The following is a 26,427-nucleotide window of genomic DNA, read 5'->3' on the forward strand; positions in this document are numbered from 1 at the left end:
GGCGTGCCATCAACCCGCAAGCGGCGCTGGCTGGTCTTTGATCAGATTGGCGGGGTCCGGGGCGGAGCCCCGCGCCCTAAACAGAACACGCCCAACGCAAGGCGACCACCCACAAAGCCGCGAAACGCACGGAACGTGACCCGCCCAACGCAAGCCGACCACCTAAGCACCAGGCGCCCCCGCCGAAGGCGGCTCCCCCAATGGCGACCCCAAAACCCCTCCAGGCAACCAAACCCGAAAAACCCCTCCCCCCTCAGAGGGCAAACAACTCAACTCCCCACCATGCGCCCGAACAACCCCCCGAGCAATGGCCAACCCCAACCCAGACCCCCCAGACCGCCGATCCCGAGCATCATCCAACCGAACAAGCCGATCAAATATCCGCTCCCGCTCAGCCTCAGGAACCCCAAGCCCATCATCAAACACAGTAAATCCCCCAGCATCCACAACAATCCGCACTCTCCCCTGCGGACCAGCAGCCTGCCGAGCATTGTCCACCAGGTTCACCAATACCTGAGCCAACCGCTGCCCATCCCCAACAACGGTAACGCTCCCAGCCTCCCCTTCAGCAGCAATGTCGAAGTCAGGCGCAACAAACCGAGTACGAGCCACCTCAGCCAACGCCAGCCCCATCAAATCCACAGGCTCCCGCTGCATCTCATACCCAGCATCCAACTGAGCCAACGCGAGCAGATCATCAACCAGCCGCCCAGCCCGCCGAGCCTCCCGAACCAGCAGGAACGACATCTGATCCCGATCAGGCGAATCCACCGGAGCAGCCACCAATGCCTCAGCCACAGCCTGAACCCCAGTGATCGGAGTACGCAACTCATGAGCAGCATCAGCCACAAACCGCCGAGTCCGCTGCTCCGACCCTTCCAACGAGTCCAGCATCCCGTCAAAGGCAGCAGCGGTCCGCCCCAACTCGGTATCAGTACGAGTGGGATTCAACCGCCCACCCCGATGCCCAAGAGCAATAGCCTCAGCCAACGAGGTCATGGCATCCAACGGAGCAAGGGCCCGCCGAACCACCCAGATCATCAACACCCCGGTGATCACGATAGCGCCGATCCCCAACATGATCAGCAACTTCCGCAACCGAGCCTGAGCCTGAGAAATGGCTTCAGTATCAGCATAAAACGTGAACTTGGCCCCACGAATGACCTGATTCTTGCGCGAAAAGGGTCCTTCCTCAGGAGCATCCCCGTACCGCGTCCCGTTGGGCATCTCCACGGTAACGTGAATGTTCCGCTTGGAAAGCTGCCGCACGATCTCCCGAGGCGGAACATTGCGCGACATCATCAGGGAGGCACGATTCCCGGCATCCAGCAGCACAACGTCGACGTCTTTGTTGGACTGCCCCGCAAAGGTCCGGTCCACCGAGATGACCAACGCCACCAGCACGAGAAACAGCACCAGCAGAACCGAAACAGCGACCCGGCGCCGCAATGACACCGTGCGGAGGTTCATTCCTCGGCCCGCAACACGTACCCCAGCCCGCGCACGGTGTGCACCAGCCGGCCCCCGTGCTCCTCCAGCTTCCGGCGGACAGCGGAGATGTGGACCTCGACCAGGTTGGGGTCGTAGTCCTCGTACCCCCACACCGCGGTCAGGATCTGCGTCTTGGACACCACCCGCCCGCGCTGGGCGGCCAGGTACACCAGCAACCGCAGCTCGGTGGCGGTCAGCTCGATGGCCTGATCGGCCCGCATGACGACACCGGCGTCGGCGTCGACCACCAGGTCCCCGACCTGCACCGTGGAAGGCGTACGACCGAGCCGGCGAAGAACGGCCGACACCCGAGCCACCAGTTCGGCCAGCACGAACGGCTTCCCGACGTAGTCATCGGCCCCGCCCGACAAGCCGCGCAACCGGTCCGGGACACCATCGCGCGCGGTCAGCATCACCACGCCGGCCCCGGAAGCCCGCCGGATCACCTCGAGCAGCGCAAACCCGTCACGACCAGGCAGCATCACGTCCAGCACGACGAGATCGGGCCGGAAGCGCCCCAGATCGGCCTCCAGCTGGCGCCCGTCCAGCCTGTGCTGCACCTCGAACCCGGACTCGCGCAACGCGGACGACACCGCGGCGCCGATCGCCTCGGCGTCCTCGATCACCAACACCCTGGCGGACACCTCACCATTCTGCTGATCATCCGGACTTCGGGCGACTCGCCTTCAGCTCGCCCTCAGCATCCAGGCGCACCCTGAGCTCTATGTCGAAGAAATCTGCGTGGGCCGGCGCCATCGTCGCGGCCGCCGGCCTCACCGTCGGCGGCATCGCGGTCGCGACGGCGGCCGACAACTCCGACGGGCCGCCCGCGGCGTTCGCGGAGCGCCACCCCGGCGGTCCCGGCAAGCCCGGCCGCCCCGGCAAGGCGAACCTGAAGGACAGCACGCTCGTCGTCGGACGGGTGAAATCGGTCGAGTCCGGCAAGCTCACCATCACCAAGGACGACGGCAGCGAGGTGTCGTTGACCACTGACGGCTCGACGAAGCTGCGCGGTGGAGACCTCAACGGGCTCAAGGCCGAGCAGCGCGTGACCGTGCGCGTGAAGGACGGCAAGGCGCTGAACGTGGCGCTGGCCAAGGCTCACGAGCAGGGCACCGTCAAGGACGTCAACGGCGACAACGCCACGTTGGTGCAGGTCGACGGCCTGCAGACGCCACTGGACCTGTCGGCTGTCAGCACGAAGCCGAAGAACGGCGATCTCGTGGCCATCACCGGAACGGTGTCCGACGGCAAGACCGTCAAGGTCGAGCAGCTGCGTCAGCTGCCGAAGTAAACCTGGGCTCCACGCGGACCGCCGCGTCTGCGAACATCGCAGTGTGGCGGTTCCGCGAAGCCCGGACAGATGGGTGTTCATCCTGCTGGTCGTCGGACTGGTCGGGATCGGGGTCGCCGTCGCGCTTTTAGTGCCGGCCAAGGTGCTGGGCGCCGAGGAACCCCCCAGACCCGTGACCGCGACCGTCGTCGAGACGGGTTCGTGCGGCCAGGGCATGGACACCGTCGAATGGGACGCGAACGGCCAGAAGAAGCAGGCCAAGCTCGACGGCTGCGGCCACGGCAAGGGCGAGACCGTCGAGATCGTGATGACCGGCAACGAGCAGGAAAACACCATCGTGTCGTCCGCCGCGTCGATCCCCGCCGGACTCCCGGTCGGGCGCCGCCTCACCGCGCTGCTGCTGTGCATGGCAGCGCTGGCGGGCGGCTTCTACGCGTTCCTCTTCCGCTACGCGCCTCTGCGCGCACCGGCCGTGATGCCTACTCCCCGCCGGGCGGAGTCACCTTCTTGACGTACAGCAGCCGGTCGCCGGGCTCGATCGCGTCGGCCTCCGGGGCATCGACCCGGTAGAGCTTCCCCTCCCGCACCACGCCCAGCACGATGTCCGACAGGTGCCGCGGCGACCCGCCGACCTCGCCGGCCTCGACGTCGCGTTCGGTGATCGCGAGGCCCGCGTCGGGCGTGAGCAGGTCCTCCACCATCTCGACCACGGACGGCGTCGTCGTCGCCATGCCGAGCAGCCGGCCGGCCGTCTCGGAGGACACGACCACCGAGTCGGCACCGGACTGCCTGAGCAGGTGCTCGTTCTCCCGTTCCCGGACCGACGCCACGATCTGCGCCTTCGGGGCGAGCTCGCGGGCGGTCAACGTCACCAGCACCGCCGTGTCGTCCCGGCTCGGGGCGACGACGATCGCGCGTGCTCGGGCCGCACCGGCGACCCTCAGCACGTCGTTGCGCGTACCGGAACCATGCACGGTCACGAGCCCGATGGCGGACGCGGCGTCGAGCGACTCCTGCACGGTGTCCACGACGACGATCGAGCCGGGCTCCACACCGTCGCCGAGCAGCGCCTGCACCGCCGAGCGCCCCTTCGTGCCATAACCGACGACCACGACGTGGTCCCGCACGATCCGCCTCCACTTCTGAATGCGCAACGCCTGACGGGAGCGCTCGGTGAGAACTTCGAGTGTCGTGCCGACCAGCACGATCAGGAACAGGACCCGCAACGGCGTGATGACCAGGACGTTGATCAGCCTCGCTGACGACGAGGCGGGCGTGATGTCGCCGTAGCCGGTCGTCGAGAGAGACACCGTCGCGTAGTAGAACGAGTCGAGCAGCGAGACACCGTCGTTGTTGACGTCGCGGTAGCCGTCGCGGTCCAGGTAGACGATCAGCACCGCGAGCAGCAGCGCGGCCAGTGCGCCGACGACACGTTTCATGATCGCGCGGACCGGGCTCTGCGCCAGCTCCGGCATCCTGATCACACCGACGAGCGAATGAGACGCTTCGTCAGACAGGCTCATCGAGTCAACCTCTCGGGGAGCATTCGCCACAGGTGAGCCGCCGCTTCCGCGCCTTTGAGGAGCAGTGGCACTACAACGCGTTCGTTGGGCGCGTGGACGCGATCATCCGGCAAGGTCGCTCCGAGGTAGACGAGGGGCACCCCCAGCCACGCCTGCAGCACCGCGGCGGGCCCCGATCCGCCGGCCCGCGCGAACCGGATGGGCTGGTCGAACGCCAGCTCCATCGCCTCCTTCACCGTGGCGTTGGCCGGGTCGTCCGGACTGATCGCGTAGGGCGGCACGCCCTCACCGCGGAAGCTGACCTCGGCGCGGATACCAAGAGGCGTGTGCCTGGCGACGAACTCACGCAGCTGGTCCGCGACCCGCTCGGGCAGCTGGTCGGGCACCAGCCGGAAGCTGATCTTCGCGGTGGCCGTCGCCGGGACGATCGTCTTCAGGCCGGGGCCGGTGTAGCCGCTGCTCATGCCGTTGACCTCGGCGGTCGGCCGGACCCAGATGCGCTCCAGGGTCGTGTAGCCGGGTTCGCCGGCCAACGCCTGCGCGCCGCCCCCGTTGTGCACCAGCCACTTCTGCTCGTCGAACGGCAGCGCGGCGTAGTCCTCGCGCTCCTGTTCGGACGGCTCGCGGACGTCGTCGTAGAAGCCCGGCAGCTGGACCCGGCCGTCGTCGTGCAGCGCGGCGATCAGTTTCGCCAACGCCGTCGCGGGATTCGGGATCGCGCCACCCGCCCGTCCCGAATGAACGTCGTCGGTGCCGCCGAAGAACGTGATCTCGCCGCCGAGAACACCTCGCTGGCCGGTGTTGACCGTCGGCGCCTCGCGTTCGTGCAAAGCGGTGTCCGTGAACACCACAAGATCACAGGCGAGATCTGCTCCGTGGGCTTCGAGCAGCTTTCGCAGATGCGGTGAACCCGATTCCTCCTCACCTTCGATGAAGAGTTTCAGAGTGACGCTCGGCGCATTCTGTCCGGTCGCCGCCAGATGTGCTTTCACCGCGAGCAGGTGCATCGCGACCTGCCCCTTGTCGTCGCTCGCGCCCCGGCCGCGCAGCTCGTCGCCGCTGGTCACGGGCTCGAACGGCGGATGGTGCCAGCGTTCGACCGGATCGACGGGCTGCACGTCGTGGTGGCCGTAGACGAGCACGGTCGGGGCACCGGGATTTTCGGCGGGCCAGCAGGCGAACACAGCCGGAAGCGCTGGTCCCCGGTCCCAGATCTCGATCTCCGGCCAGCCGTCGGCTCTGAGCTGACCGGCGAGCCACTCGGCGGATCTCTGCACGTCAACGTGATGTGCGGGATCGACGCCGATCGACGGAATCTTGATCCACTCGCGGAGCCCGGCGACGAAGGAATCGCTCAGCGCGGCAACAGCGGCGCGTTCGGGATGATGAGAATCACCTGCCACGCCCGTGGAGAATAGGCCAGCCCCATCTCGCCTACGCGGCGTAGGCATGACAGGGTGACTGCATGGAACCAAACCGTTCCCGAGCGCGGTCGGCGATGGCGCTCGCCGGACTGCTCGGCCTGGCCGGGGTCACCCACTTCACCAGGCCGAACTACTACGACGCGATCGTCCCGCGTTCCCTGCCCGGCACCCCGCGGCAGTGGACCTACGTGTCGGGCGTGGCCGAGTTGGCCCTGGCCACAGCCGTGGCGGCTCCTCGAACACGCAAACTGGGCGCAGTCGCGGCCACCGCTTTTTTCGCCGCGGTGTTCCCGGCAAACGTGAAAATGGCTCTTGATTACCGCTCCAAGTCGCCGAAAGCGCGCGCACTGGCGTATGGTCGCTTGCCACTTCAGATCCCGCTCATCGCATGGGCCTGGAATGTGGCCAAACGTTCTCCATGACCACCCTGGGTAATCCTTAACCAAGTATCCCGCAAACGCTGTCATTTTTCACGCGAGGAACTCTAGGATGCGCCCTGTGCAAACGCTTCTTCAGCGCGCCGCGCACGCGCTCGACTGGGACGGTGTCGTCGTTCCCGACGTCGCCGTGCTCGGCCAGCAGGTGTCCGCGGTGGTGCGTTTGCTGCCCGACGTGCACGAGTGGAGAACCCAGAACGGCTGGCCGCCCCGCGCCGACCCGTCGTGGTTCCGCTCCTGGTTCGAGCCCGAGGCCCACGACCGCCTGCCCGTCGCGGCCGTCGAGCTCGTCGGTGTGCTGGTCTGCGAGTCCACCACGGATCGCGCCCTGCAGTCGTGCGGCACCCTGCTGACCCTGGCTCCCTGCGCGGTGCTGCTCCCGCGGTCCGACGAGTCGCTGGCCTGGTCGTACATCGAGCTCGACTACTACGGCATCGGTGTCGTGGTCGCCGACGACTCGTCCGCGGACCTGATGGTGCCGCCGGAGGACAGGTCGCCGGAGTTCGGGCCGTCGCTGTTCGGACGGTGGCTGCTCGAGGTGCTCTACGAACGCGTGCTGAAGGAATCGCACGCTCCCGCCGGAACTAGCCAACAGTCCTGATCAGGTCTTTCAGGCCCTGCTCGTCGAGCAGATCCGTGGGCCTGAGCGTGTGGTCGTGCCGCACGTAGTGGAACGCGGCTCGGACCCGTTCCAGCGGCTCCCCCATCAGCGCCGCCCAGGCCAGCCGGTAGGCCGCGAGCTGCACCGTGAGCGCCGGCAGCGCTTCCGCGTCCGGCACCGCACCGGTCTTCCAGTCCACGACGGTCCAGCCGTCCGGGTCCTTGTAGACGGCGTCCATCCGCCCGCGCACCGAAATTCCGTCGAACTCCGCCTCGAACGGCACCTCGACGTCGTGCGGCGTCCGGTCCGCCCAGTCGCTCTGCAGGAACGACTCCTTCAGGCGTTCGAGGTCGGCGTCCGGTGACGCGTCGGCATCCCCCGCGCCGGGCAGCTCGTCGATGTCGAGCAGCCGCGTGGCGCCGAAGCGGTTCTCCAGCCACGTGTGGAACGCCGTGCCCCTTCGCGCCAGCGGGTTCGGCGGGAACGGCAGCGGGCGCCGCAGCCTGCGGGCCAGCAGGTCCGGGTCCTTGGCGAGCTCGACGAGCTGGCTGACGGACAGGTGGTCGGGCAGCTCGACCTGCTCGCGCCGGTTCATCGACGCCGCTCGTTCGGCGAGCAGCACGTCGACGTCCTTCGCCCAGCCCTCCGGGTCGTCGTCCTCCGGCATCTCCGGGTCGTCCGGCACGACGTCGTCGGGCAGCGGTTCGGGCTCCGGCGGGAAGTCGTCGTCCGGTGGCTCGTCGGGCGGTGGGTAGTCCTCCGCGATCTCCGGTTCCGGTGCCTCTTCTTCCTCGAAGATCAGCGGCAACGGCTCGGGCGGGGTGTTGCGGAGTGCGTTCAGCGCGGCCAGCACCAGCTCCGCGCCCTCGACCACGGCGTCCCTGCGCTTGCCGAGGGGATCGGCGGGCCACTGGCTCGTCTTCACGTCCTCGGCGAGCGGGTTCGGGGTGTCCGCCTCGGGCTCGTCGGCCCACACGCTGATGTCGCCGGGCGGGTTGTCCCGTTGCAGGACCTCGTGCATGTCCTGCAGGAACACCGACGGCCCCTTGGGCTTCTCGCCCGCCTCGGCCCACCAGTGCCCCGACATGAACAGCGTGTGCTCGGCCCGCGTCACACCCACGTAGAAGAGCCGGCGTTCCTCGACGAGCCTGCGCTCCTCGAACTCCTCCGCGTGGATCGTGAGGGCCTCGTCGACCTCCTTGCGGTTGAAGCCTGCGCTCAGTCTGAGCTGCGGCAGGTCCTGCGCGTCTCCCCGCAGGTCCGCGGGCAGCTCCGTGACCGACTTCAACCAGCACGACGACTTCTTACGTCCGGGAAAGACGTCCTTCACCAGGTGCGGCAACGCCACGATCCGCCACTCCAGCCCCTTCGCGGAGTGCACGGTGAGGATCTGCACGCGGTCCTCGGACACCTCGACCTCGCCCGGCTCCAGCCCGTCCTCGGCGTGCTCGGCGGCGTACAGGTAGTCCAGCAACGACGGAAGCGTCGCGCTCGGACTGGCGGCCGCGAAGTCCGTGACGACGTCCGCGAACGCGTCGAGGTGCGCCCTGCCGACCATGCCGGGCCTGGACATGGCCTCGATGTCGAGGAGCAGCGTGCGTTCCACATCGGCCACGAGCTCGGGCAACGGCTGGTCGAGCCTGCGCCGCAACGACGCCAGCTCGCCGCCGAGCCTGCGGATGCGCCGGTAGCCGTCCTGCGAGTACGCGTCCGCGTTGCCGGGGTCGTCCAGTGCGTCCGCCAGTCCGGCCTGTTCCGCGTGCTCGCCGGGGAGCGCGTCGGCGATGACCAGCAGCGGATCGTCCACAACGGACTGTCTGCTTTGGACTCCCGCCAGCTCTCGCGCCCTGCTCCACAGTGCGGCGAGATCGCGTGCGGCCAGCCGCCAGCGCGATCCGGTGAGCAGGCGTGCCGCCGCCGTTCCCGCCAATGGGTCCACGAGAACCCTGAGCGCCGACACCAGGTCCCTGACCTCGGGTTCGTCCAGCAACCCGCCCAGGCCGACGACCTCCACGGGCAGCCCGCGTTCCCTCAGCGCCACCGCGATGGCCGCCATGTCGGACCGCCTGCGGACGAGCACAGCTGCCGTCGGCGGCACGCCTTCCTGGTCGAGGTGCGCCATCCACTGCGCCGCAACGTTGTCCGCCATCCAGTCGAGCTCCTGGCGGATGTCCTCGTGCAGCGCGAGCCGGACGTCGCCCGGTCCGGCTCCCGGCCGTGCTTTGAGCTCCTCGACGTCCAGCCCTGCTTCTCGCAGCGGCAGCGACACCGCGTTCGCCAGCTCCAGGACCTCGGGCGGGTTGCGGAAACTGGTCAGCAGCCCGAACTTCCTGGTGGGCGGGAAGTCGTCCGCGAACCGCGGCAGGTTGGCGGCACTCGCGCCGCGCCAGCCGTAGATGGCCTGCGCCGGGTCGCCGACCGACGTGACCGGCATCGGCTCGCCCTCACCGAACAGGCTCCGGAGCAGCACCCTCTGCGCGTGGCCGGTGTCCTGGTACTCGTCCAGCAGCACAGCGCCGTACCGTTCGCGCTCGCCCTCCGCGACCTCCTTGAACGCGGCGAGCTGCGCGGCCAGCGACATCTGGTCCGCGAAGTCGAGTGCCGCCTCCTTCCGCTTGCGCTGCTGGTACGCGTCGAGCAGCGGGAGGAGCGCGACCCGCAGCCGTTGCGCGCGGATGACGTCCTTCAGCTTCTCCGGCAGGGCTTCCCGCTGCCCCTTCGCCTTCGGCGCGTTCTCGATCAGCGCGCAGAGCTCGTCCGCGTGGATCTGCAGGGCTTCCGGGGTGACGAGGTGCTCGCCCAGTTCGCCCGCCAGCGACAGCAGGTACCCGGTGATGGTCGCGGGGACCTTGTCGGTGTCGAGATCCTTCGCCCACGTCGACACGACCCGGTGCGCGAGCTGCCACGACGCCGTCTCGGTGAGGAGCCGCACGCCAGGCTCGACCGGGAGCCTGAGGCCGTGCTCGGTCACCAACCGGCCCGCGTACGCGTGATACGTCAGCACGACGGGTTCGCCGGTGAGGACGTCCATCTTGCGCTCGCCGCTGGGGTCGAGCTCGTCGAGCAGGGTGGATCCGGCGAGTCTGCGCAGCCGGGCGCGCACGCGGTCCGCGAGCTGGCGGGCGGCTTTGCGCGTGAAGGTCAGGCCCAACACCCGGTCCGGCAGCACGATGCCGTTGGCCACGAGCCAGACGACCCTGGCGGCCATGGTCTCGGTCTTGCCCGCGCCCGCACCGGCGATGACCAGCGCCGGCTGGGTGGGGGCGGCGATGACCTCGGCCTGCTCGGGGGTCGGTTTGTTGAGCCCAAGCGCTTCGGCGATCTCGAAGGGACTGACGGTCATCGTTGCCCTCGAACGGCGCGATGCCGAATGTCGCGCGGGGCGGCAGTCCGGTCGCAGTTCCTGAGCAACGTCACCAATACATCTTCCTACCTGGGCCGCGAGCTTCCGCAGCACCCAGGCCCGTGTGTTCGCCGACCGTTCGGACGTGGGAAACGCGCAGGTCAACGGCGATCAGCCTACGCGTGGCCGCCAGAGGTGCACCGGCAGCCCAGATGCTGTACTGCCTACTCGCTCACCTGCCGCCCCGACGGATGCACCGGACACGTCGTGCGCGCCGGACGTTCGCTCCGCCGGGCACACCCCAGCAGCACCACTCAACCGCGCTGACGCTGACACCCCGCACCCACCACCTACTCGCGGCCGCCGGAGGTGCACGAGACACGACATCCGCGCCAGGCATTCGCCCCGCCAGGCACGCACCCCCAGCAGCACCACTCAACCGCGCTGAAGCTGACACGCCGCACCCACCACCTACTCGCTCACCTGCCGCCCCGACGGGTGCACCGGACACGTCGTGCGCGCCGGGCAGCGGTCGCAGTCCGCGTTCTCCCGCGCCGTGTAGTCCGGGCCCAGCACCGACTCCGCCGCGTCCTGCACGACCTCCAGCCACGCCTGGACGCCCTGCTCGTCCAGCGGGGCCTGGGTGCGTTCGACGGCCCCGGTCTTCTTGTCCTCCTTGGCGACGTAGAGCAGGCGCGCGCCGCCCGGTTCGGTGCCGAGGCCGATGTGGGTGAAGCCGCCCAGGGAGGTGGCGAGCTGGTAGACGGCGAGCTGCGGGTGTTCCTGGGAGGCGTCGCGGGAGACCGGGTTCTTGCCGGTCTTGATGTCGATCACGATGGGGCGGCCGTCCTCGTCGTGTTCGAGGCGGTCCACCCGGCCCCGGACCTGCAGCCACGGGCCGCCGTCGCGTTTGGGGACCTCCACGACCATCTCCTCCTCGACGGCCACCTGGGTCAGCTGGCTGCGGCTCATGGTCAGCCAGGCCAGGAACGTGTCCAGCATGCGTTCCACGCGCAGGCGTTCGCGACGCGAGAACCACGGGGCTCCTGCGTCCACGGCCGCCCAGGCCTCGTCGAGCTTCACGCGCAGCTGCGCCGAGTCGGCGCCTGAGGCGGCGGCCTGGGCGAGAGCGTGGACCAGGGTGCCGGTGACGGAGGCGAGCTCGGCCGGGTCCTGACCGCCGTGGCGTTCGACGACCCAGCGCAGCGGGCACTTCGTGATCACCTCGATGGTCGACGGCGTCACGCTGACCTTCTGCTCCTCCGTCCACAGCGCGTCCAATGTGGACACTTCGGCCACGCCGTACCAGGACTCCGGGTGCGCGCCCGGCACGTTCGCCTCGGCCAGGCGGGCGAGCTGGGCGGCCGCACGGGAGCGGCGCGACGGATCCTCGGCATCGGAGCAGACGACGCGGCGCAGTTCGCCGACCAGTTCGGCCAGCACCAGGCCGCGCTGGGGGCGGTGCAGCTTGCGTTCCTCCTCGGACGAGGACTCGATCTCGTCGAGGAAGCGCGACGGCTGTTCGTCCTCCCCGCGCACGGCGCTGATCAGCAGCTTCGAGCGGGCACGGGAAGCAGCGACCAGCAGCAGGCGGCGTTCCTCGGCCAGGATCGGGGCGACGGCGGACACCGACGGTTCGAGGCCGGCCAGCACGTCCACCATGCGTTCGACGCCCAGCACCGTGCCGCGCAGGCGCAGATCCGGCCAGCTGCCCTCCTGAACTCCCGGCACGGCAACGACTTCCCACTCACGACCGGCCGCGGAGTGGGCGGTCAGGACGGACACCGCCTCGCCCGTGGGAGCGGCGGCGGCCAGGGTGTCGCCGACGATCCGCTGGGACTCCAGGTAGTCCGCGAAGCCCGCCACGCCCGAGCCCGGCAGGCGGTCGACGTACTTCGCGGCCGCTTCGAAGAGCGCCACGATCGCGTCCAGGTCGCGGTCCGCCTGCATGCCCGGCATGCCGCGGCGGGCAGACTGCGCGACCCAGCGCTCCTGCAGGCCCGTCGCGGTCCAGAGGTCCCACAGGACGACCTCCACCGACTTGCCGGCCTCGATCGCCTTGCGCGCCAACGCCAGCAGGTGCGAGATCCGGCGGGCCGGCAGCGACTCCACGTCCTCCAGCGCCGCCAGGCGGTCGGGGGTCTCCACCACCTCGACCAGCAGCTCGCCGGAAGGACGGTCGCCACCCGCCGCCATCTCCAGACGACGCAGGCCACGGCGCAACCGGCGCAGCGCCAACGGATCCGCCCCGCCGTACGAGGACGACAACAGCATCGCCGCCGTGTCCTCGTCCAAAGAACCCGGCACGGCCGCCGCACGGACGAGAGCCAGCAGCGGGCGCACGGAAGGCTGCTGCGCCAACGGCAACTCGTCCGACTGCACCGCCACCGGTACGCCGGCGGCCAGCAGAGCCCGTTGCAGCACAGGCAGGGACAACGTCGCCGAACGCACGATGACGGCCATCTGCGACCACGGCACCTCGTCGGCCAGATGAGAGCGGCGCAGCTGGTCCGCCACCCACGTGGCCTCCTGCGCGGACGACGCGAGCAGCCGGACCTGCACGGACCCCTCGCCGTCGGCCGGCAGCACGGAACGCGCGGGAGAAGCACCGGGCAGCCGGGCGGCGAGGCGCGCCACCGCGTCCCGGATCTCCGGCATCATCCGGAACGACTGCGACAACACCACCGTGTCGCCCGGCACGTCCCGCAGGATCTCCGGCGAGGCGCCGCGGAACGTGAAGATCGCCTGGTCCGGGTCGCCCGCCAGGACGAACCGCGACGCTCCCGAACCCAGCGAGCTGATCAACGAGTACTGCATCGGGTCGAGGTGCTGCGCGTCGTCGACCAGCAGGTACCGCACCCGCCGCCGTTCGCCGAACAACAGCTCCTCGTCGTTCACGAACGCGGCATAAGCGGACGACACCAGCTCCGCGGCGTCGTAGGCGGGGGCGTAGGACGTCGCGGAGTCCATGCCGGACAGCAGGTTCACCGACTCGTACTGCTGCCCGAAGAGCCCGGCCGCCACCCACTCGTCGCGCCCGTGCTCCGCACCGAGCTCGACCAGGTCTTCAGGCCCCAGACCACGCTCGGCGGCCCGCAGCAGCAGGTCGCGCAGCTCGTGCGCGAACCCCGGCAGCTCCAGCGCGGGCCGCAGCCGCTCCGGCCAGTTCGACGCGCCCAGTTCGGCGTCACCGGCCAGCAGCTCGCGCACCATCGCGTCCTGGTCAGGCCCGGACAGCAGCCGGGGCGGCGGCTCGCCGGCCAGCACCGCCTGGTTGCGCAACACCGCGAACGCGTACGAGTGGACAGTCCGCACGAGAGGCTCGCGGATCGTGGACAGTCGCCCGGTCAGCAACCGCGTGATGTGCGCCCGCAACGCGACGGACGCGCGCCGGTTCGCCGTCAGCACCAGCACGTTCTCCGGCGAGGCCCCCTCCTCCAGCACGACGTGCGCGGCCAGCTCGGCCAGCAGCGTCGTCTTCCCGGTCCCCGGACCACCCAGCACCCTCAGAAAGCCCGGCTGACCGAACACCCGCTGGGCAGCCGCGTCCCACCGGGGACGCGGGCGCGTCTCCGGCTTCCTGCGGACCAGCTGCGGTGGAAGTGCCACGCCTCGATTTCACCACGCGGCACCGACAAGATCGGCGACGCCCGCCAGGCGGTCCGCATGCGGATTTCGTCTACCTTCTTGACAGAGAGAGGTGGTCTAGTCCATTTTTGAAGACGTTGTGAGCCCCCTCACTGCCAGCTCCGCCGCCCTGGACCGAGCAGTTCTTGGAGGACTGATGAAGCGGTTCCTCGTCGGCGCAGTCGCTGCCGCGTGCACGGCGATGCTGCTGCCCACGGCCGCGCAGGCTGCCGTCAACCCGGTGCTCGCGGCCCCCTACCTCTACCAGTGGGGCAGCCAGCCCAACCCGACGTCGGTCATGCAGCAAACGGGTATCAAGTCGTTCACCCTCGCGTTCATCCTCAGCGACGGCGGCTGCAACCCGAAGTGGGACGGCAACCGGTCGCTGACCGGATCCGACAAGACCCTGATCAACAACATCCGCGCGGCCGGCGGTGAGGCCGTCCCGTCGATCGGCGGCTGGTCCGGCAACAAGCTCGGCCAGAAGTGCTCGAGTGCCAGCGCGCTCGCCGGCGCCTACCAGAAGGTGATCGACGCCTACGGACTCAAGGCGATCGACATCGACATCGAGGCGCAGGAGTTCGAGAACAACACGGTCCAGGACCGCGTGCTCGGCGCGTTGAAGATCATCAAGCAGAACAACGCGGGCGTGAAGGTCGTCATCACCATGCCGACCGAGGCCACCGGCCCGAACTCGTGGGGCAAGCGCCTGGTCACCCGCTCCAAGGACCTCGGCGCGCCGATCGACACGTTCGCGGTCATGCCGTTCGACTTCGGCAGCGGCGGTGACATGGCCGCCAAGACCAAGAGCGCGGTCGACGGCCTGAAGAACCACATCAAGTCCACGTTCGGCCTCTCCGACGACGCGGCCTACCGGCGCAGCGGCCTCTCCTCGATGAACGGCAAGACCGACACCGGCGAGACCGTCACCCCGGCGAACTTCAAGTCGATCGTCGACTGGGCAAACACGAAGCACCTGTCCCGCGTCTCGTTCTGGGCGGTCAACCGGGACAAGGGCAACTGCGGCGGCATGAGCGACTCGTGCAGCGGCATCAACCAGGGAACCTACGAGTTCACGAAGACGCTCGCAGGCTTCAAGGGCTGACAGACTCCTCCGGTGGCCGGACGTGACCCCGACCCCGTCCGGCCACCGGGGTTCCAAGCCTCCGCATCCCGCGGCACAGAGGGAGCGGGCGCCGAATCCGGCGCCCGCTTCACCTGTCTTCGAGCCTCTTGAGGAAGTCTCCCGGTTCGACGGCCACACCGAAGTGGGGGCCGGTCGCGAAGTCCGCACCCGCCGCGCGCCACCAGGAAGCCTGCTCCGCGCTGCCGATCCCGTCGACCGCCACCGTCACGCCCGCTCCTCGCACGATCGGCATCAACGCCGTCACGTAAGGGGATCGGCGCTCGACGAGGCTGCGCGCCACCCGCACCGACTTCACCGGCAGGTCGGACACGGCGGACGGATCCAGCGGTCCGAGGCCGAAGTCGTCGAGCCCCATGTGAACGCCCATGTCCGCCAGCGTGCCCAGGTTGTCCGCCGCGTCGGTCACCAGCAGCACCTCGGCCGGCATGCTGACCGCCAGATCCGCTGGCGTCAGACCGGTCTCCTCGAGCACGCTCACCACGCGTGACACCAGGTCCGCGTCGGTCGACTGGTGCGCGGTGAGCCGCACGACCAGCGCCCGGTCGAGCTGACCGCGCTGCCGCCACCACGCCGACTGCCCGCCCGCGACCCGCATCAGCCACTCGCCGAGCGGCAGGACCAGTCCGGTCGCCTCGGCCAGCTCCGCGCACCTGTCGTGGCCCAGCGTCCCGGCGTCCGGCCGCTCCCAGTGCCACACCGCCTCGACACCGCTGACCTCACCGTCGACCAGTCGCACGATCGGCCGGTACCGCACGGTGATCTCGCCGTTCTCCCACGCGGACGGCATCGCCATCGCCACCGCGTGGTCACGGTGGTCCTCGGCGTCCTGACCGGCGTGGAACACCTCCCATTGACCGCGCCTGCGCACCTTCGCCCTGCGCAACGCCGTGTCCGCCGCACGCAGCACGTCGACCGGTTCGGCATCCGCGGGAGGCCGGTGCACCACGCCCGCGCTCACTGACACCGCCAGCCCGTGACCGTCCAAAAAGGTCGGTTCGAGCAGCAGGTCGTCGTTGATGCTCCTCATGATCGTGCCGATGTCCGGTGTGGTCGCCTTGTTCTCCAGCAGGACGCCGAACTCGTCGCCGTCGAACCTGGCGACCATGGCCTTCTCGCTCGCGAGCAGCACCGTCAACCGCTGTGCGACGTGTTGCAGCAGCCGTTCGGCGACCCTGCCGCCGAAGCTGTTGCACACCATGCCGAACGCGTCGAGGTCGAGGTGGAAGATCGTGACGCCGTGCTCAGGATCGGCCTTGCGCAGCGTGGTCTCCAGCTGCGTGGTGAAGTACTGGCGGTTCGGCAGCCCGGTCAGCACGTCGTGCAGCGCCTGCCGCTTGAGCTCGCTCTGCAACAGCTCCAGCTCGGTGCCGTCCTCGACCACCACGACGAAGTGGCTGGGTTCGTCGTCCGCGCCGCGCAACAGCGACGCCGTCAACGTCAGCCGCGCCGCGTCACCGTCCTTGCGCAGCATCCGCTGCGACTGCCGGATCCGTTCCGCGCCACCGCCGAGCAGCTCCTTCATCGCCTCGCGCAGCATCTCGGCGAAGCCGGGCTCGATGAGGTCGGCCAGCTCAGTCCCGACCAGTTCCTCCTGGGCGTACCCGAGGATGTCGCCGACCGCCGCGTTCGTCCTGAGCAGCCGCCCTTCGAGGTCGGCGATCAGCACACCGTTGGTGGACGACGTGACGACCTCGTTGAAGCGCGCCTCGCTCTCCTTGAGATTCCAGTTGGCGTCGCGCACCGCCTTGAGCAACGACTTCTGCAGGCTTTCCTGCTGTGCCAGCACGGACTCGGTGTTGGCCTTGAGGAAGCCGCTCGCGAGTGCGCCGACCAGAAGCGCGATCCGTTCCGAGTACCGGTCGACTGGCTGGAACTCCGGCAGCGCGTGCAGGCCCTTGCCGAGCACCTCCGAGGTGCACCGCAGCCCGAGGTGCCCCAGGTATCCGAGCCTCGCCAGCTCCTCGCCGGCCTTCTCCGCCGCGGTGGTGGTGAACGATTCCTCGTGCAGCATCGCGCACAGAGCGTCCAGCCGGATGCCCAGTTCCTCGTCGAGCACGTCGCGGCCCATCGGGATCGCCACTGCGCTGAGCAGGCGGTACGACCATTTCCGGGCGAGCGTCAGCCGCGCCCGGGCAATGTCCTGAGGCGAGGGCGTGACGGCTGGTATTCGACTCGGGTTGAACATTCGGGGTTGCCTCGCAATGGGCTCAGATGCACGGCATCTTACCCACACACGGTCAGTCTCTTCTCGACCGACTGTGTGAATCAGGACCCCTCGATCGAGATTTCTATGGCTTTCGTGCGACCGCAGCGTAAGCAAGCCTGTTGATCGCCGGATCACTGGAGATGTCCCCCGGTCCGGAGGTCCGCCATTCGGCGAATGTGACGAGTCCCGGCTCGACCAGCTCGAAATCACCGAAGAACGCGGCGATCTCGTCCTTGCTGCGCTCGACGACCTGGTCCCCGCCCGCGCTGTTGATGCCTTTGGCCGCGGTCCTGACGCCCTCGTAGTCGTGGTCGTCGGCGAAGTGCGTGATCGTCAGGTAGCTCCCGCTGGGCAGCGCCTCGCGGTAGTGCTTGAGCAGCCCCCACGGATCGGCCTCGGTCGGCACCCAGTGCAGCATCAGCAGCATGAGCAGCCCGATCGGTTCGTCGAAGTCCAGCAGGCCCACCTCGGGGCTGTTCAGGATGCTGTCCGGGTCCCGCAGGTCGGCCTGCAGCACGCGGACGCTGTCGTTGCCCGCGAGGATGAGCTCGCTGTGCGCGACGGCCACCGGGTCGCGGTCGACGTAGACGACCTTGCACGCCGGGTCTTCCGCCTGCGCGACCTCGTGCACGTTGGCCACGGTGGGGATGCCGGAGCCGATGTCGAGGAACTGGCGCACACCCTGCGCGACCATGAACCGCACCGCGCGGCCGAGGAACGCCCTGTTGACCCTGGCCGCACTGCGCGCGTGCGGCATCACGGCCTCCATCCGGTCGCCCGCGAGGCGGTCCACCGCGAAGTTGTGCGCGCCGCCGAGCATGTAGTCGTACAGCCTCGCCGCACTCGGAACGGAGACGTCGACGCTCTGTGGAACCCAGTTCCGCTCGTCACCCACGACGACCACCTCATCAGGTTGTGGACGCACAAGCTTAGGCAGGCACGAAGTGCGCGCGACTAGTCCACAGGTGTGAACGCACGCCACCCGATCGGGCACTGTCACTCTGGGCCGAACGACTCCTAAGGTTGGCCGTCTCTTTCCACGTCGCGAGGAGCGATGATGTCTGTCCCGGTGGCGCCCGGCAGGCTGCCATTTCTCGGGCACACTCTGCCGTTGCTGCGGAAAAGATTCGAGTTCACTGCGAATTTACGAGGTCAGGGCGATCTGGTCGAAATCTACCTCGGCCCAATGCGCACGTTATTCGTGACCAGCCCGCAGTTGATGCACCAGGTGTTGGTCACCGATGCGCCCAAGTTCCACAAAGGGCGAATGTTCGACAAGTTCCGCCCGTTCATGGGCAACGGGCTGGTGATGTCGAACGGCCCGTTCCACCAGCGCCAACGCAGGATGATGCAGCCGGCGTTCCACCGCGACCGGATCGCGGGCTACGCGAACACCATGGTCCGCGCGACGCGGGAACTGGTGGACGGCTGGCGGCCCGGCGAGGTGCGGCGGATCGAGGAGGACGTGCAGGGCCTCGCCGTCACGATCGTCGGTGAGGCGCTCTTCTCGACCGAGATCGGCGAACGCGCCGTCGACGAGGCCCGCCGGTCGATCTTCGTGATCGTCAAGAACGGCATCGTGCGCGCGCTCTCACCGGGGTTCGTCGAGAAGCTGCCCATCCCGGCCAACCGCGAGTTCGACGCCGCGATCGACCGGATGCGCGCGATCGTGCAGGAGGTCATCGCGAGCTGGCGGGTAGACGGCACCGATCAGGGCGACCTGTTATCGATGCTGATGCTGGCCAGGGACGAGGCCGGCGAGCCGATGACCGACGAGCAGGTCTTCGACGAGGTCATCACGCTGCTGTCGGCCGGCATCGAGACCACCGCGCTGGCGCTGGCGTGGATCTTCCACGAGATCGCCGCCAACCCCGCCGTCGAGCAGCGCGTGCTGGCCGAGCTCGACGAGGTGCTGGCCGGGCGTCCCGTGTCGTTCGAGGACGTGCCGAAGCTGACCTACGTCGCCCAGGTCGCGAACGAGGTGCTGCGCAAGTACTCGCTCTGGCTCCTCATGCGCCGCGTGGCCGAGGAGGTCGAGCTGGGCGGCGTCCGCCTGGCCCCCGGCACCGAGCTGATCATCAGCCCGCACGCGATGCACCACAACCCGGTGCACTATCCCGATCCCGAGCGCTTCGACCCGGACCGCTGGACGCCCGAACGCGCCCGGCTGCTGCCCAAGGGCGCGTTCGTCCCGTTCGGCGGCGGCATCTACCAGTGCATCGGCAACCACTTCGCGCTCACCGAGATCGTCATCGCGGTGGCGTCCGTCTGCGCCCGCTACCGGTTGGTCCCCGACCGGCCCGTGCGCACCAAGTTCACCAACGCCGTCTACCCCCTCGGCCTGATGATGAAGGCCGTTCCCCGCTAGTTGGAGGTTGTTCCCCCATGCGTCTCCGTCGGCTCTGTGCCGTCGCAGTGCTCGCATTGCTCGGTACCGCGCCCCTCCCGGCGAACGCGGCCGAAATCAGCTGTCAGGACGTGTACACACCGGTCAGCTCCGGCCTCACCCAGCAGACCATGTACGGCAAGCTGTGCGTCCCCGAGGGCGCGAGAACGGTCCAGGTCCTCGTTCCCGGCGCCACCTACACCAGCGCGTACTGGGACATCCCGGTCCAGCCCGACGTCCGCTCCGTCCGGCTGGCGATGAACCACGCCGGCATCGCCACCATGACCGTGGACCGGATCGGCACCGGCAAGAGCAGCAAGCCGCTCAGCCTGCTGATCACCGTCACCAGCCAGGCCGAAGCGGTGCACCAGGTGGTGCAACGGATGCGCGCGCAGTTCCAGAAGGTGCTCCTGGGCGGTCACTCGCTCGGCTCCGTGGTCACGATCGTCGAGGCGGCGACGTACCACGACGTCGACGGGGTGCTGATCACCGGCATGACCAACCAGTGGGACTACATCAAGGCGTTGCCCGCGATCGCCAGCTCGATCCCGGTCATGCTCGACCCGCGGCTGAGCCGTCTCGGCCTGGACCCCGGCTACCTGACGACGGTGCCGGGATCCCGCTACGCCAGCTTCCACAAGCCGGGCCCGCTGAACTCCACCGTGATCGACTACGACGAGTCCACAAAGGACGCCTTCGCGGCGGGCGAACTGGTGACGACACCGCTGATGGTGAACATCGTGATCCCGGCCAGCCGCAACATCACCGCGCCGGTCATGAGCGTCCAGACGACGGCGGACTACTTCTGCGGCACTCCGCCGCTCGGCTCCGACTGCTCCTCGAGCGAGGCGCTGGCCGCGTCCGAGAGGCCGTTCTACGCGCGGGCGCCGAAGGTGGACGCGTTCGTCGTCACCGGCTACGGCCACTGCTTCAACTTCGCACCCGACTCGGACCGCTACCACCGGGTCGTCGTGGGGTGGCAGCGCAGCATTTAGACGTACTGAAAACAGAGTTCAGGAACGCGGGTGGGTAGGCCTGCGAGTGCGGTGTGGCCGCAGTGGTGATTGCAGGTGTGCAGCCACCGCGGCCCGATCGAGGTAGGCCAGCCGCGCCAAGCCGAACCGGGTCAGCACACGGTGCACGGTGGAAGGCACCAGGCACAGCAGGAAACGCTATCCGGGCCGGTCCCCACCGCCGAGTCAGGCGGACCTTGATGATCCGCCGCTCGATCCGGATCGGGGTACGGCCCGGCCTCGTGTGCGGACGCGATGATCGATCGGCCAGACGCAGCCGGCCCGCCGGAGTCAGCGGTGCGTTGGCGTGGATCACGAGGGGCCTCCATTGGTCGGTGTAGACGTCGCAATCCACACCGGACCCGGAGGCCCTCATTCCAAGATCATCCGACCAGGTGCCGAACCGTTCTCAACCTCTGCGGTCAGTACACCTAGTCCCTGAGGTTCTTCAGGAACTCGCCCGCGTCCAGCGGGGACCCGAAGTGGGCGCCGATCGCCAGGTCGGCGCCCGCTTCCGTCCACCACTTCGCCTGCTCGGCGGTCTCGATGCCGTCCACGCAGAGGTTCACGCCCAGCTCGTGCACGGCCGGGATCAACGCGGCCGAGCGCACGTCCTGACGCCGCACCAGGTCCTTCGGCACCAGCACGGACACGACCGGCAGCTCCGAGAGCCACGCCAGGTCCCGCGGCCCGAGCCCGAAGTCGTCGAGCGCGATCCGGATTCCCATGTCCGCCAACGTGCCCAGGTTCTCGGCCGCGTCGGCCACGCCCAGCACGCAGACCGGCATGGACAACGTCAGCCGCTCGTGCGGCATCCCGGTCTCCTCGATCACCTTCGTCACGCGCGACACCAGGTCCGCGTCGGTCGACTGGTGCCGGGTGAGCCGGACGCCGAACTGCTGGTCGAGCTCACCGCGCTGACGCCACCACTGGGCCTGGCCGGCCGCGATCCTGATCAGCCACTCGCCCATCGGCAGGATCAGGCCCGTCGAGTCGGCGAGCGCGGCGCTGTTGTCGGAGAGTTCCCAGTGCAGCACGGCTTCGACGCCCGCCAGCTCACCGGTCGCGAGCACGCGGACTGGCTGGTAGGTCACGCCGATGTCGCCCTGCTCCCACGCTCCCGGCATCACCACGGCGAGGGCGGCGTCGCGCCGGTCCGCGGTGTCCTGGTTGCTGTGGAACAACTCCCACTGGCCGCGCTGGTCCTTCTTGGCCTGACGCAACGCCAGGTCCGCCATGCGCAGCAGCTCCGTGGGCTCCACGTCGGGTGACGGCCGGTCGACGACACCCGCGCTCACCGAGACCGCGAGGCCGTGGTCGTCCAGGTAGAACGGGTCGGCCAGGTCGGCGTTGATCGTGGCCATCGTCGTCGCGACGTCCGGCGTCGAAGCCGTGTTCTCCACGACGATGCCGAACTCGTCGCCGTCGAACCGCGCGACCATCGCCTGCTCGCGCGACATCAGCCCGCGCAGCCTGCGTGCCACGTGCTGCAGCAGTTTCTCGCCCACGCGGCCGCCGAGGCTGTTGCACACCAGGCCGAACGCGTCGAGGTCGAGGTGGAAGATCGTCACGCCGAACTCGGGGTCGGCGCGGCGCAGCACGGTTTCCAGGTGCGTGGTGAAGAACTGGCGGTTCGGCAGGCCGGTGAGGACGTCGTGCAGCGACTGCCTGCGCAATTCTCCTTGCAACAAAGCAAGTTCTGTGTCGTCGTCGGCGATCACGAGGACATGACTGGCTTTGCCCTCGTCGTCGCGCAACAGTGACGCCGTCAGCGTCACCTTGGCGAACTCCCCGTCTCCGCGCACGAGCTGCATCGGTTCGCGCTCGAACTCGTCGCGCTCGGCGAGCACCCGTTCCATCATCTCGCGGAACACCACGATCGAGGTCGGCGCGATCAGTTCCACCAGTCTGGTGCCCTGTTCCGGGTGGTGGCTGAGGATCTCGCCGATCGCGTCGTTGCTCCAGGCCAGCCGTCCGTCGAGGCCGACGATCAGAACGCCGTTGGTCGACGAGGACGCGAAGCCCTCGAACTTCGCCTCGCTGTGCCGCTGGTCCCGTTGCGCGTCGTGGGCGGCCTTGAGCAACGACCGCTGCATGCTCTCCTGCTGGTCCAGGATCGAGCGGGCACGCGCGGCGGTGAAACCACACGCCAGCGCACCGATTCCGCCGACCACGCGGACCGTGAGCTGGTCCGTCGCGCGGAACTCCTCCAGCGCCAGCAAGCCTTTGCCGAGCACGTCGACCGTGCGTTTCAACCCGGGCTCGTTGACGTAGCCGAGAGCGACGAGTCGCTCGCCCACCTCCTCGAACGGGGCAGGGTCGAACGGCTCGCTGTGCAGCGCCGCACACAACGCGTCGAGCTGGGCGGCCAGTTCAGCGTCCAGCTCGTCTCTGCTCAGCGCGACGACGATGACGCTGCTGAGCAGGTAGCTCCACTTGCGCGACAAGGCTTCTCGCGCGCGGACGGCGGCGGTGTCCGAGGGTGGAGCGGCATCGGGTCTTCGGTTCGGTTTCGTCATTCCCGTTGCCCTGTATGGGTTGAAGAGTGTCCGGCAGTCTACCTACCGGCAGTCGACGCCCACTGCGCCGACGGAGTGAACCTCCGACACTACAGGGTGGTTTCAGTCCTTACGACCCACCCCGGCGTACAAGAACATGTTCATGGACACCTCGTCCGCGATGTCACCGGGCCCGTCCGGCCGCCACTCACCGCACCCCACGAGGCCCGGTTCGACCAGCTCGAACCCGTCGAACAACGCGCTGACCTGCTCGTGCGTGCGCATGTGCATCTGGTCCGCGCTCTTGCTCCGGTTCACCACCGCGGCGGCCTGGTCGACGCTTTCGTCGATCTGGTCCTTCGCCACGTGCGTCATCGCGACGAAGCTCCCGGCGGGCAACGCGTCGCGATAGGTGGCGACGAGCTTGCGCGGGTCGTCCTCGTCCGGCACCCAATGCAGCATGAGCAGCATCAACAGGCCGATCGGCTCGTCAAGGCGCAGCAGGCTTTTCACCTCGGGACTCGACAGCACGGCGTCCGGTTCGCGCATGTCGGCCTGCACAATTGCAGCATTTTCGTTGTCGGACAACATCAATCGGCTGTGCGCTACGGCAACGGGATCCTTGTCGACGTAGACGATTCGCGCAGCCGGGTCGCGTTGCTGTGCGACCTCGTGCACGTTCATGACCGTCGGGATGCCCGACCCGATGTCGAGGAACTGACGAACTCCCTGGTCCATCAGGAAGTTCACCGCGCGACCGAGGAACCGCCGGTTGAGCCGGGCGACGCTGGGCAGCCCCGGTACGAGCTTCTCGATCTGCGAACCGACCTGCCGGTCAGCGGCGAAGTTGTGAGCGCCGCCGAGGATGTAGTCGTAGACGCGGGCCATGCTCGGCACGGTGGTGTCGATGCCGAGGGGCACCCAGTTCTGGGTCTCAGCCACGCTGCACCTCTCGCGAGTTCGGGCTGGAGCGGTTCGGGATGACGCACGAGCCTAGTCACCCACGCGCCGTATGCGTTGAACCATCAGAGTGACCCAGAACCACCCGATCAGGCACTGTCGTATTCCTCCAAACGGCTCCTAGGGTGGTCCGTCCCCATCCGGCCCAACTCTTCAGGAGTCTGGATGCCCGTCCCGGTGGCTCCACGCCGCTGGCCGTTACTAGGGCACACCCCGGCGATGCTCACCCAGCGCGCCAAGTTCACCGACGCGCTGCACGAGCACGGCGACGTCGTGCGCCTTGATCTGGGCCCGCTGCACGCCTTCTTCGTCACCTCTCCCGCGCTGACCCACGAAGTCCTTGTCTCCCAAGGGTCGAAGTTCCGCAAGGGCGCGATGTTCGACAAGTTCCAGCCGTACCTCGGCACCGGCCTGCTGCTGTCGAACGGCGAGTTCCACCTGCGACAGCGCCGGCTGATGCAGCCGGCGTTCCATCGGGAACGGATTGAAGCGTATGCCTCGACGATGGCTCGTGCTGCTTCTTCGCTGGCTGCGCGCTGGCAACCAGGTGAGATCCGCACCATCGAGAACGACATGCAGGAGCTCGCGGTCACGATCGTCGGCGAGACGCTCTTCTCGACCGAGATCGGCCGGCTCGCGGTCGAGGAGGTCCGCCGGTCCATCTTCACCGTCATCCAGCAGGGCATGATCCGCGCCCTCTCCCCGTCGTTCGTCGAAAAACTCCCGATACCGGGCAACCGCGAGTTCGACGCGGCCATCGCCCGGATGAAAGCCGTTGTCCTGCAAGTGATCGAAAGCTGGCGCGCCGACGGCACCGACCACGGCGACGTCCTCTCGATGCTGCTCTTAGCGGGCATGACCGACCAGCAGACCTACGACGAGGTCCTCACCCTGCTGACCGCCGGCATCGAGACCACCGCGATAGCCCTGGCCTGGTCCCTCTACGAAGTGGGCCACACCCCGTCGATCGAGCAACGCCTGCAGGCCGAGCTGGACTCGGTGCTCGGCTCCCGCCCGGTGACCTTCGCCGACGTCGACAAGCTCGTCTACACAGGACAGATCGTGCAGGAGACCCTGCGCCGCTACCCGATCTGGTTCGTGATGCGCCGAACCCTGACCGAAGTCCAGCTGGGCGACGTCACCCTCCCACCAAACACCGAAGTGATCGTCAGCCCCCACGCCCTGCACCACGACGAGCGCTACTTCCCCGCCCCCGAGCGCTTCTCCCCGGACCGCTGGACACCTTCCTTCACCTCCGGTCTCCCGCGCGGCGCCTTCATCCCGTTCGGCGGCGGCAACCGCCAATGCCTCGGCAACACCTTCGCCCACACCGAGATCGTCATCACCCTCGCCACCATCGCGAGCCGCTGGCGTCTCACCCCCACCCGCCCAGCGCGCGTGAAGTTCACATCCGCCCCGTACCCAGTCGGCCTGCAGATGAAGGCCGTCCCCCGCAACTAGTTGGAGGTAGTACCCCCATGCGTTTCCGCCGCCTGTGCGCCGCGGCCCTGCTAGCCACCACAACTCTGCTCGCCCCACCACCAGCCTCGGCCGCCACCACCTGCCAGGACGTCACCTACCCGGTCCGCATAGGCCTGACCCCACTGGTGACCTCACAAGAAGCCATCGCCGGCAGACTCTGCACCCCAGCAGGCGCCACCACGATCCAGGTCCTGATCCCCGGCGGCACCTACGACCGCACCTACTGGAACGTGGGCTTCGAACCGGCAACCCACTCCTTCACCCAGGCCCAGAACACCTCAGGTATGGCCACCCTGGCCCTGGACCGCCTGGGCACCGGCAAGAGCTCCAAGCCCCTGAGCGCCCTGGTAACCGCCGCAACCCAGGCAGCCGCAGTCCACCAGGTAATCCAAACCCTGAAGCCGCGCTTCTCGAAGGTGATCGTCGCGGGCCACTCCATCGGCTCCGCCATGGCCCTGATCGAAGCAGGCACCTGGCGCGACGTGGACGGCGTCCTGGTAACCGGCTTCACCCACAAGATGAACTACACAACCGTCATCCCAGTACTGGCCAACATGATCCCAGCGGGCCTGGACGTCGGCTACCTCACCACGATGCCGAACACCCGCTACAACTCGTTCCACAAACCGGGCCCACTGATCACCGGCGCCATCTCCTACGACGAGTCCACCAAGGACGTCTTCGCCGCAACAGAAGCCGTGGACACCATCCTCCTCAACACCGTGATCATCCCGATCTCCCGCAACATCAACGTCCCGGTGATGCTCGTACTGGGCAACGACACCCACTTCTGCAGCTCCGGCCTCCCTCTGATGGGCAGCGACTGCTCCTCCCCAGCAGCCCTGAAGGCAGACGAGTCCCCGTTCTACCCGTCCACCCCAAGCCTCAACACCTACATCCTCAACGGCTACGGCCACTCCATCAACTACGCCCCGAACGCCCCCAACTACCACGCCGCAGTAGCCACCTGGGCAAAGTCCATCTAGCTAAACTCA

General features: G+C 68.3%; 19 protein-coding genes and 1 pseudogene. 9 read left to right on the forward strand and 11 right to left on the reverse strand.

Going from position 1 to position 26,427, the window contains the following annotated elements:
- Positions 1-162 precede the first annotated feature (162 nt).
- Positions 163-1,455, reverse strand: a complete 1,293-nt coding sequence (locus tag ABZ345_RS30380) for a HAMP domain-containing sensor histidine kinase (protein WP_359856063.1) — start codon at positions 1,453-1,455, stop codon at positions 163-165.
- Positions 1,456-1,466: 11 nt separating this feature from the next.
- Positions 1,467-2,135 (reverse strand): response regulator transcription factor, encoded by a 669-nt coding sequence (locus tag ABZ345_RS30385; RefSeq protein WP_359856066.1) that lies wholly within the window; start codon positions 2,133-2,135, stop codon positions 1,467-1,469.
- 80 nt (positions 2,136-2,215) lie between these two features.
- On the opposite strand from ABZ345_RS30385, the gene ABZ345_RS30390 reads away from it, so the two are divergent.
- Both ABZ345_RS30390 and ABZ345_RS30395 read left to right on the forward strand, forming a co-directional pair.
- Positions 2,216-2,785 carry a hypothetical protein gene (locus ABZ345_RS30390; RefSeq protein ID WP_359856069.1) on the forward strand — a complete coding sequence of 190 codons (570 nt, stop codon included), beginning with the start codon at positions 2,216-2,218 and terminating at the stop codon, positions 2,783-2,785.
- A gap of 43 nt (positions 2,786-2,828) precedes the next feature.
- Entirely contained in the window at positions 2,829-3,296 is a 468-nt protein-coding gene (locus ABZ345_RS30395; RefSeq protein WP_359856072.1) for a hypothetical protein, read from the forward strand.
- Here ABZ345_RS30395 and ABZ345_RS30400 read toward each other — a convergent pair.
- Together ABZ345_RS30400 and ABZ345_RS30405 are read right to left on the reverse strand one after the other, a co-directional pair.
- Positions 3,265-4,308 carry a potassium channel family protein gene (locus ABZ345_RS30400; protein WP_359856075.1) on the reverse strand — a complete coding sequence of 348 codons (1,044 nt, stop codon included), beginning with the start codon at positions 4,306-4,308 and terminating at the stop codon, positions 3,265-3,267. The genes ABZ345_RS30395 and ABZ345_RS30400 overlap by 32 nt on opposite strands.
- On the reverse strand, positions 4,305-5,711 hold the full coding sequence (locus tag ABZ345_RS30405; protein WP_359856077.1) for a M20/M25/M40 family metallo-hydrolase: 1,407 nt from the start codon (positions 5,709-5,711) through the stop codon (positions 4,305-4,307). Before ABZ345_RS30405 ends, ABZ345_RS30400 begins: the two co-directional genes overlap by 4 nt.
- A gap of 62 nt (positions 5,712-5,773) precedes the next feature.
- On the opposite strand from ABZ345_RS30405, the gene ABZ345_RS30410 reads away from it, so the two are divergent.
- Together ABZ345_RS30410 and ABZ345_RS30415 are read left to right on the forward strand one after the other, a co-directional pair.
- Entirely contained in the window at positions 5,774-6,154 is a 381-nt protein-coding gene (locus ABZ345_RS30410) for a hypothetical protein (protein ID WP_359856080.1), read from the forward strand.
- 76 nt (positions 6,155-6,230) lie between these two features.
- Positions 6,231-6,770 carry a hypothetical protein gene (locus ABZ345_RS30415; protein WP_359856082.1) on the forward strand — a complete coding sequence of 180 codons (540 nt, stop codon included), beginning with the start codon at positions 6,231-6,233 and terminating at the stop codon, positions 6,768-6,770.
- On the opposite strand, the gene ABZ345_RS30420 is transcribed toward ABZ345_RS30415, so the two are convergent.
- Positions 6,754-10,113, reverse strand: coding sequence for a UvrD-helicase domain-containing protein (locus ABZ345_RS30420; RefSeq protein ID WP_359856085.1), 3,360 nt, complete (start codon positions 10,111-10,113; stop codon positions 6,754-6,756). The two genes, ABZ345_RS30415 and ABZ345_RS30420, sit on opposite strands and share 17 nt — an antisense overlap.
- A 471-nt stretch (positions 10,114-10,584) precedes the next feature.
- Complete coding sequence (locus ABZ345_RS30425; protein ID WP_359856088.1) at positions 10,585-13,722, reverse strand: ATP-dependent DNA helicase; 3,138 nt, start codon at positions 13,720-13,722, stop codon at positions 10,585-10,587.
- Positions 13,723-13,897: 175 nt separating this feature from the next.
- Here ABZ345_RS30425 and ABZ345_RS30430 point away from each other — a divergent pair, with 175 nt between their 5' ends.
- Entirely contained in the window at positions 13,898-14,845 is a 948-nt protein-coding gene (locus tag ABZ345_RS30430) for a chitinase (protein WP_359856091.1), read from the forward strand.
- 109 nt (positions 14,846-14,954) lie between these two features.
- On the opposite strand, the gene ABZ345_RS30435 is transcribed toward ABZ345_RS30430, so the two are convergent.
- Together ABZ345_RS30435 and ABZ345_RS30440 are read right to left on the reverse strand one after the other, a co-directional pair.
- Positions 14,955-16,967, reverse strand: coding sequence for an EAL domain-containing protein (locus tag ABZ345_RS30435; RefSeq protein ID WP_359856094.1), 2,013 nt, complete (start codon positions 16,965-16,967; stop codon positions 14,955-14,957).
- 208 nt (positions 16,968-17,175) lie between these two features.
- Positions 17,176-17,988, reverse strand: a complete 813-nt coding sequence (locus ABZ345_RS30440) for an SAM-dependent methyltransferase (protein WP_359856097.1) — start codon at positions 17,986-17,988, stop codon at positions 17,176-17,178.
- A 162-nt stretch (positions 17,989-18,150) separates the two neighbouring features.
- On the opposite strand from ABZ345_RS30440, the gene ABZ345_RS30445 reads away from it, so the two are divergent.
- Both ABZ345_RS30445 and ABZ345_RS30450 read left to right on the forward strand, forming a co-directional pair.
- Positions 18,151-19,461, forward strand: a complete 1,311-nt coding sequence (locus tag ABZ345_RS30445) for a cytochrome P450 (RefSeq protein ID WP_359856100.1) — start codon at positions 18,151-18,153, stop codon at positions 19,459-19,461.
- Positions 19,462-19,478: 17 nt separating this feature from the next.
- On the forward strand, positions 19,479-20,474 hold the full coding sequence (locus ABZ345_RS30450) for an alpha/beta hydrolase (protein ID WP_359856102.1): 996 nt from the start codon (positions 19,479-19,481) through the stop codon (positions 20,472-20,474).
- Between the two features lie 93 nt (positions 20,475-20,567).
- Here ABZ345_RS30450 and ABZ345_RS30455 read toward each other — a convergent pair.
- From ABZ345_RS30455 to ABZ345_RS30465, 3 genes and pseudogenes are all read right to left on the reverse strand, one after another.
- Positions 20,568-20,808, reverse strand: a pseudogene (locus tag ABZ345_RS30455) (IS481 family transposase); the annotation flags it as partial.
- A gap of 115 nt (positions 20,809-20,923) precedes the next feature.
- Positions 20,924-23,011 carry an EAL domain-containing protein gene (locus ABZ345_RS30460; protein ID WP_359856105.1) on the reverse strand — a complete coding sequence of 696 codons (2,088 nt, stop codon included), beginning with the start codon at positions 23,009-23,011 and terminating at the stop codon, positions 20,924-20,926.
- A gap of 102 nt (positions 23,012-23,113) precedes the next feature.
- Positions 23,114-23,932, reverse strand: coding sequence for an SAM-dependent methyltransferase (locus ABZ345_RS30465; RefSeq protein ID WP_359856107.1), 819 nt, complete (start codon positions 23,930-23,932; stop codon positions 23,114-23,116).
- 183 nt (positions 23,933-24,115) lie between these two features.
- Here ABZ345_RS30465 and ABZ345_RS30470 point away from each other — a divergent pair, with 183 nt between their 5' ends.
- A complete protein-coding gene (locus tag ABZ345_RS30470) occupies positions 24,116-25,411 on the forward strand; it encodes a cytochrome P450 (protein WP_359856110.1) in 1,296 nt (431 codons plus the stop codon).
- 17 nt (positions 25,412-25,428) lie between these two features.
- A complete protein-coding gene (locus tag ABZ345_RS30475; RefSeq protein ID WP_359856113.1) occupies positions 25,429-26,418 on the forward strand; it encodes an alpha/beta hydrolase in 990 nt (329 codons plus the stop codon).
- Positions 26,419-26,427: the final 9 nt, after the last annotated feature.

Origin of the sequence: Lentzea sp. NPDC005914 (assembly GCF_040629405.1) — a bacterium.
In the GTDB taxonomy this organism is placed as follows: domain Bacteria; phylum Actinomycetota; class Actinomycetes; order Mycobacteriales; family Pseudonocardiaceae; genus Lentzea.

Bases quoted from the DNA above. Each gene is read 5' to 3' on its own strand.
- ABZ345_RS30390 (WP_359856069.1), top strand. From the start codon at position 2,216: ATGTCGAAGAAATCTGCGTGGGCCGGCGCCATCGTCGCGGCCGCCGGC.
- ABZ345_RS30400 (WP_359856075.1), bottom strand. From the start codon at position 4,308: ATGAGCCTGTCTGACGAAGCGTCTCATTCGCTCGTCGGTGTGATCAGG.
- ABZ345_RS30410 (WP_359856080.1), top strand. From the start codon at position 5,774: ATGGAACCAAACCGTTCCCGAGCGCGGTCGGCGATGGCGCTCGCCGGA.
- ABZ345_RS30420 (WP_359856085.1), bottom strand. From the start codon at position 10,113: ATGACCGTCAGTCCCTTCGAGATCGCCGAAGCGCTTGGGCTCAACAAA.
- ABZ345_RS30430 (WP_359856091.1), top strand. From the start codon at position 13,898: ATGAAGCGGTTCCTCGTCGGCGCAGTCGCTGCCGCGTGCACGGCGATG.
- ABZ345_RS30445 (WP_359856100.1), top strand. From the start codon at position 18,151: ATGTCTGTCCCGGTGGCGCCCGGCAGGCTGCCATTTCTCGGGCACACT.
- ABZ345_RS30450 (WP_359856102.1), top strand. From the start codon at position 19,479: ATGCGTCTCCGTCGGCTCTGTGCCGTCGCAGTGCTCGCATTGCTCGGT.
- ABZ345_RS30460 (WP_359856105.1), bottom strand. From the start codon at position 23,011: ATGACGAAACCGAACCGAAGACCCGATGCCGCTCCACCCTCGGACACC.
- ABZ345_RS30470 (WP_359856110.1), top strand. From the start codon at position 24,116: ATGCCCGTCCCGGTGGCTCCACGCCGCTGGCCGTTACTAGGGCACACC.
- ABZ345_RS30475 (WP_359856113.1), top strand. From the start codon at position 25,429: ATGCGTTTCCGCCGCCTGTGCGCCGCGGCCCTGCTAGCCACCACAACT.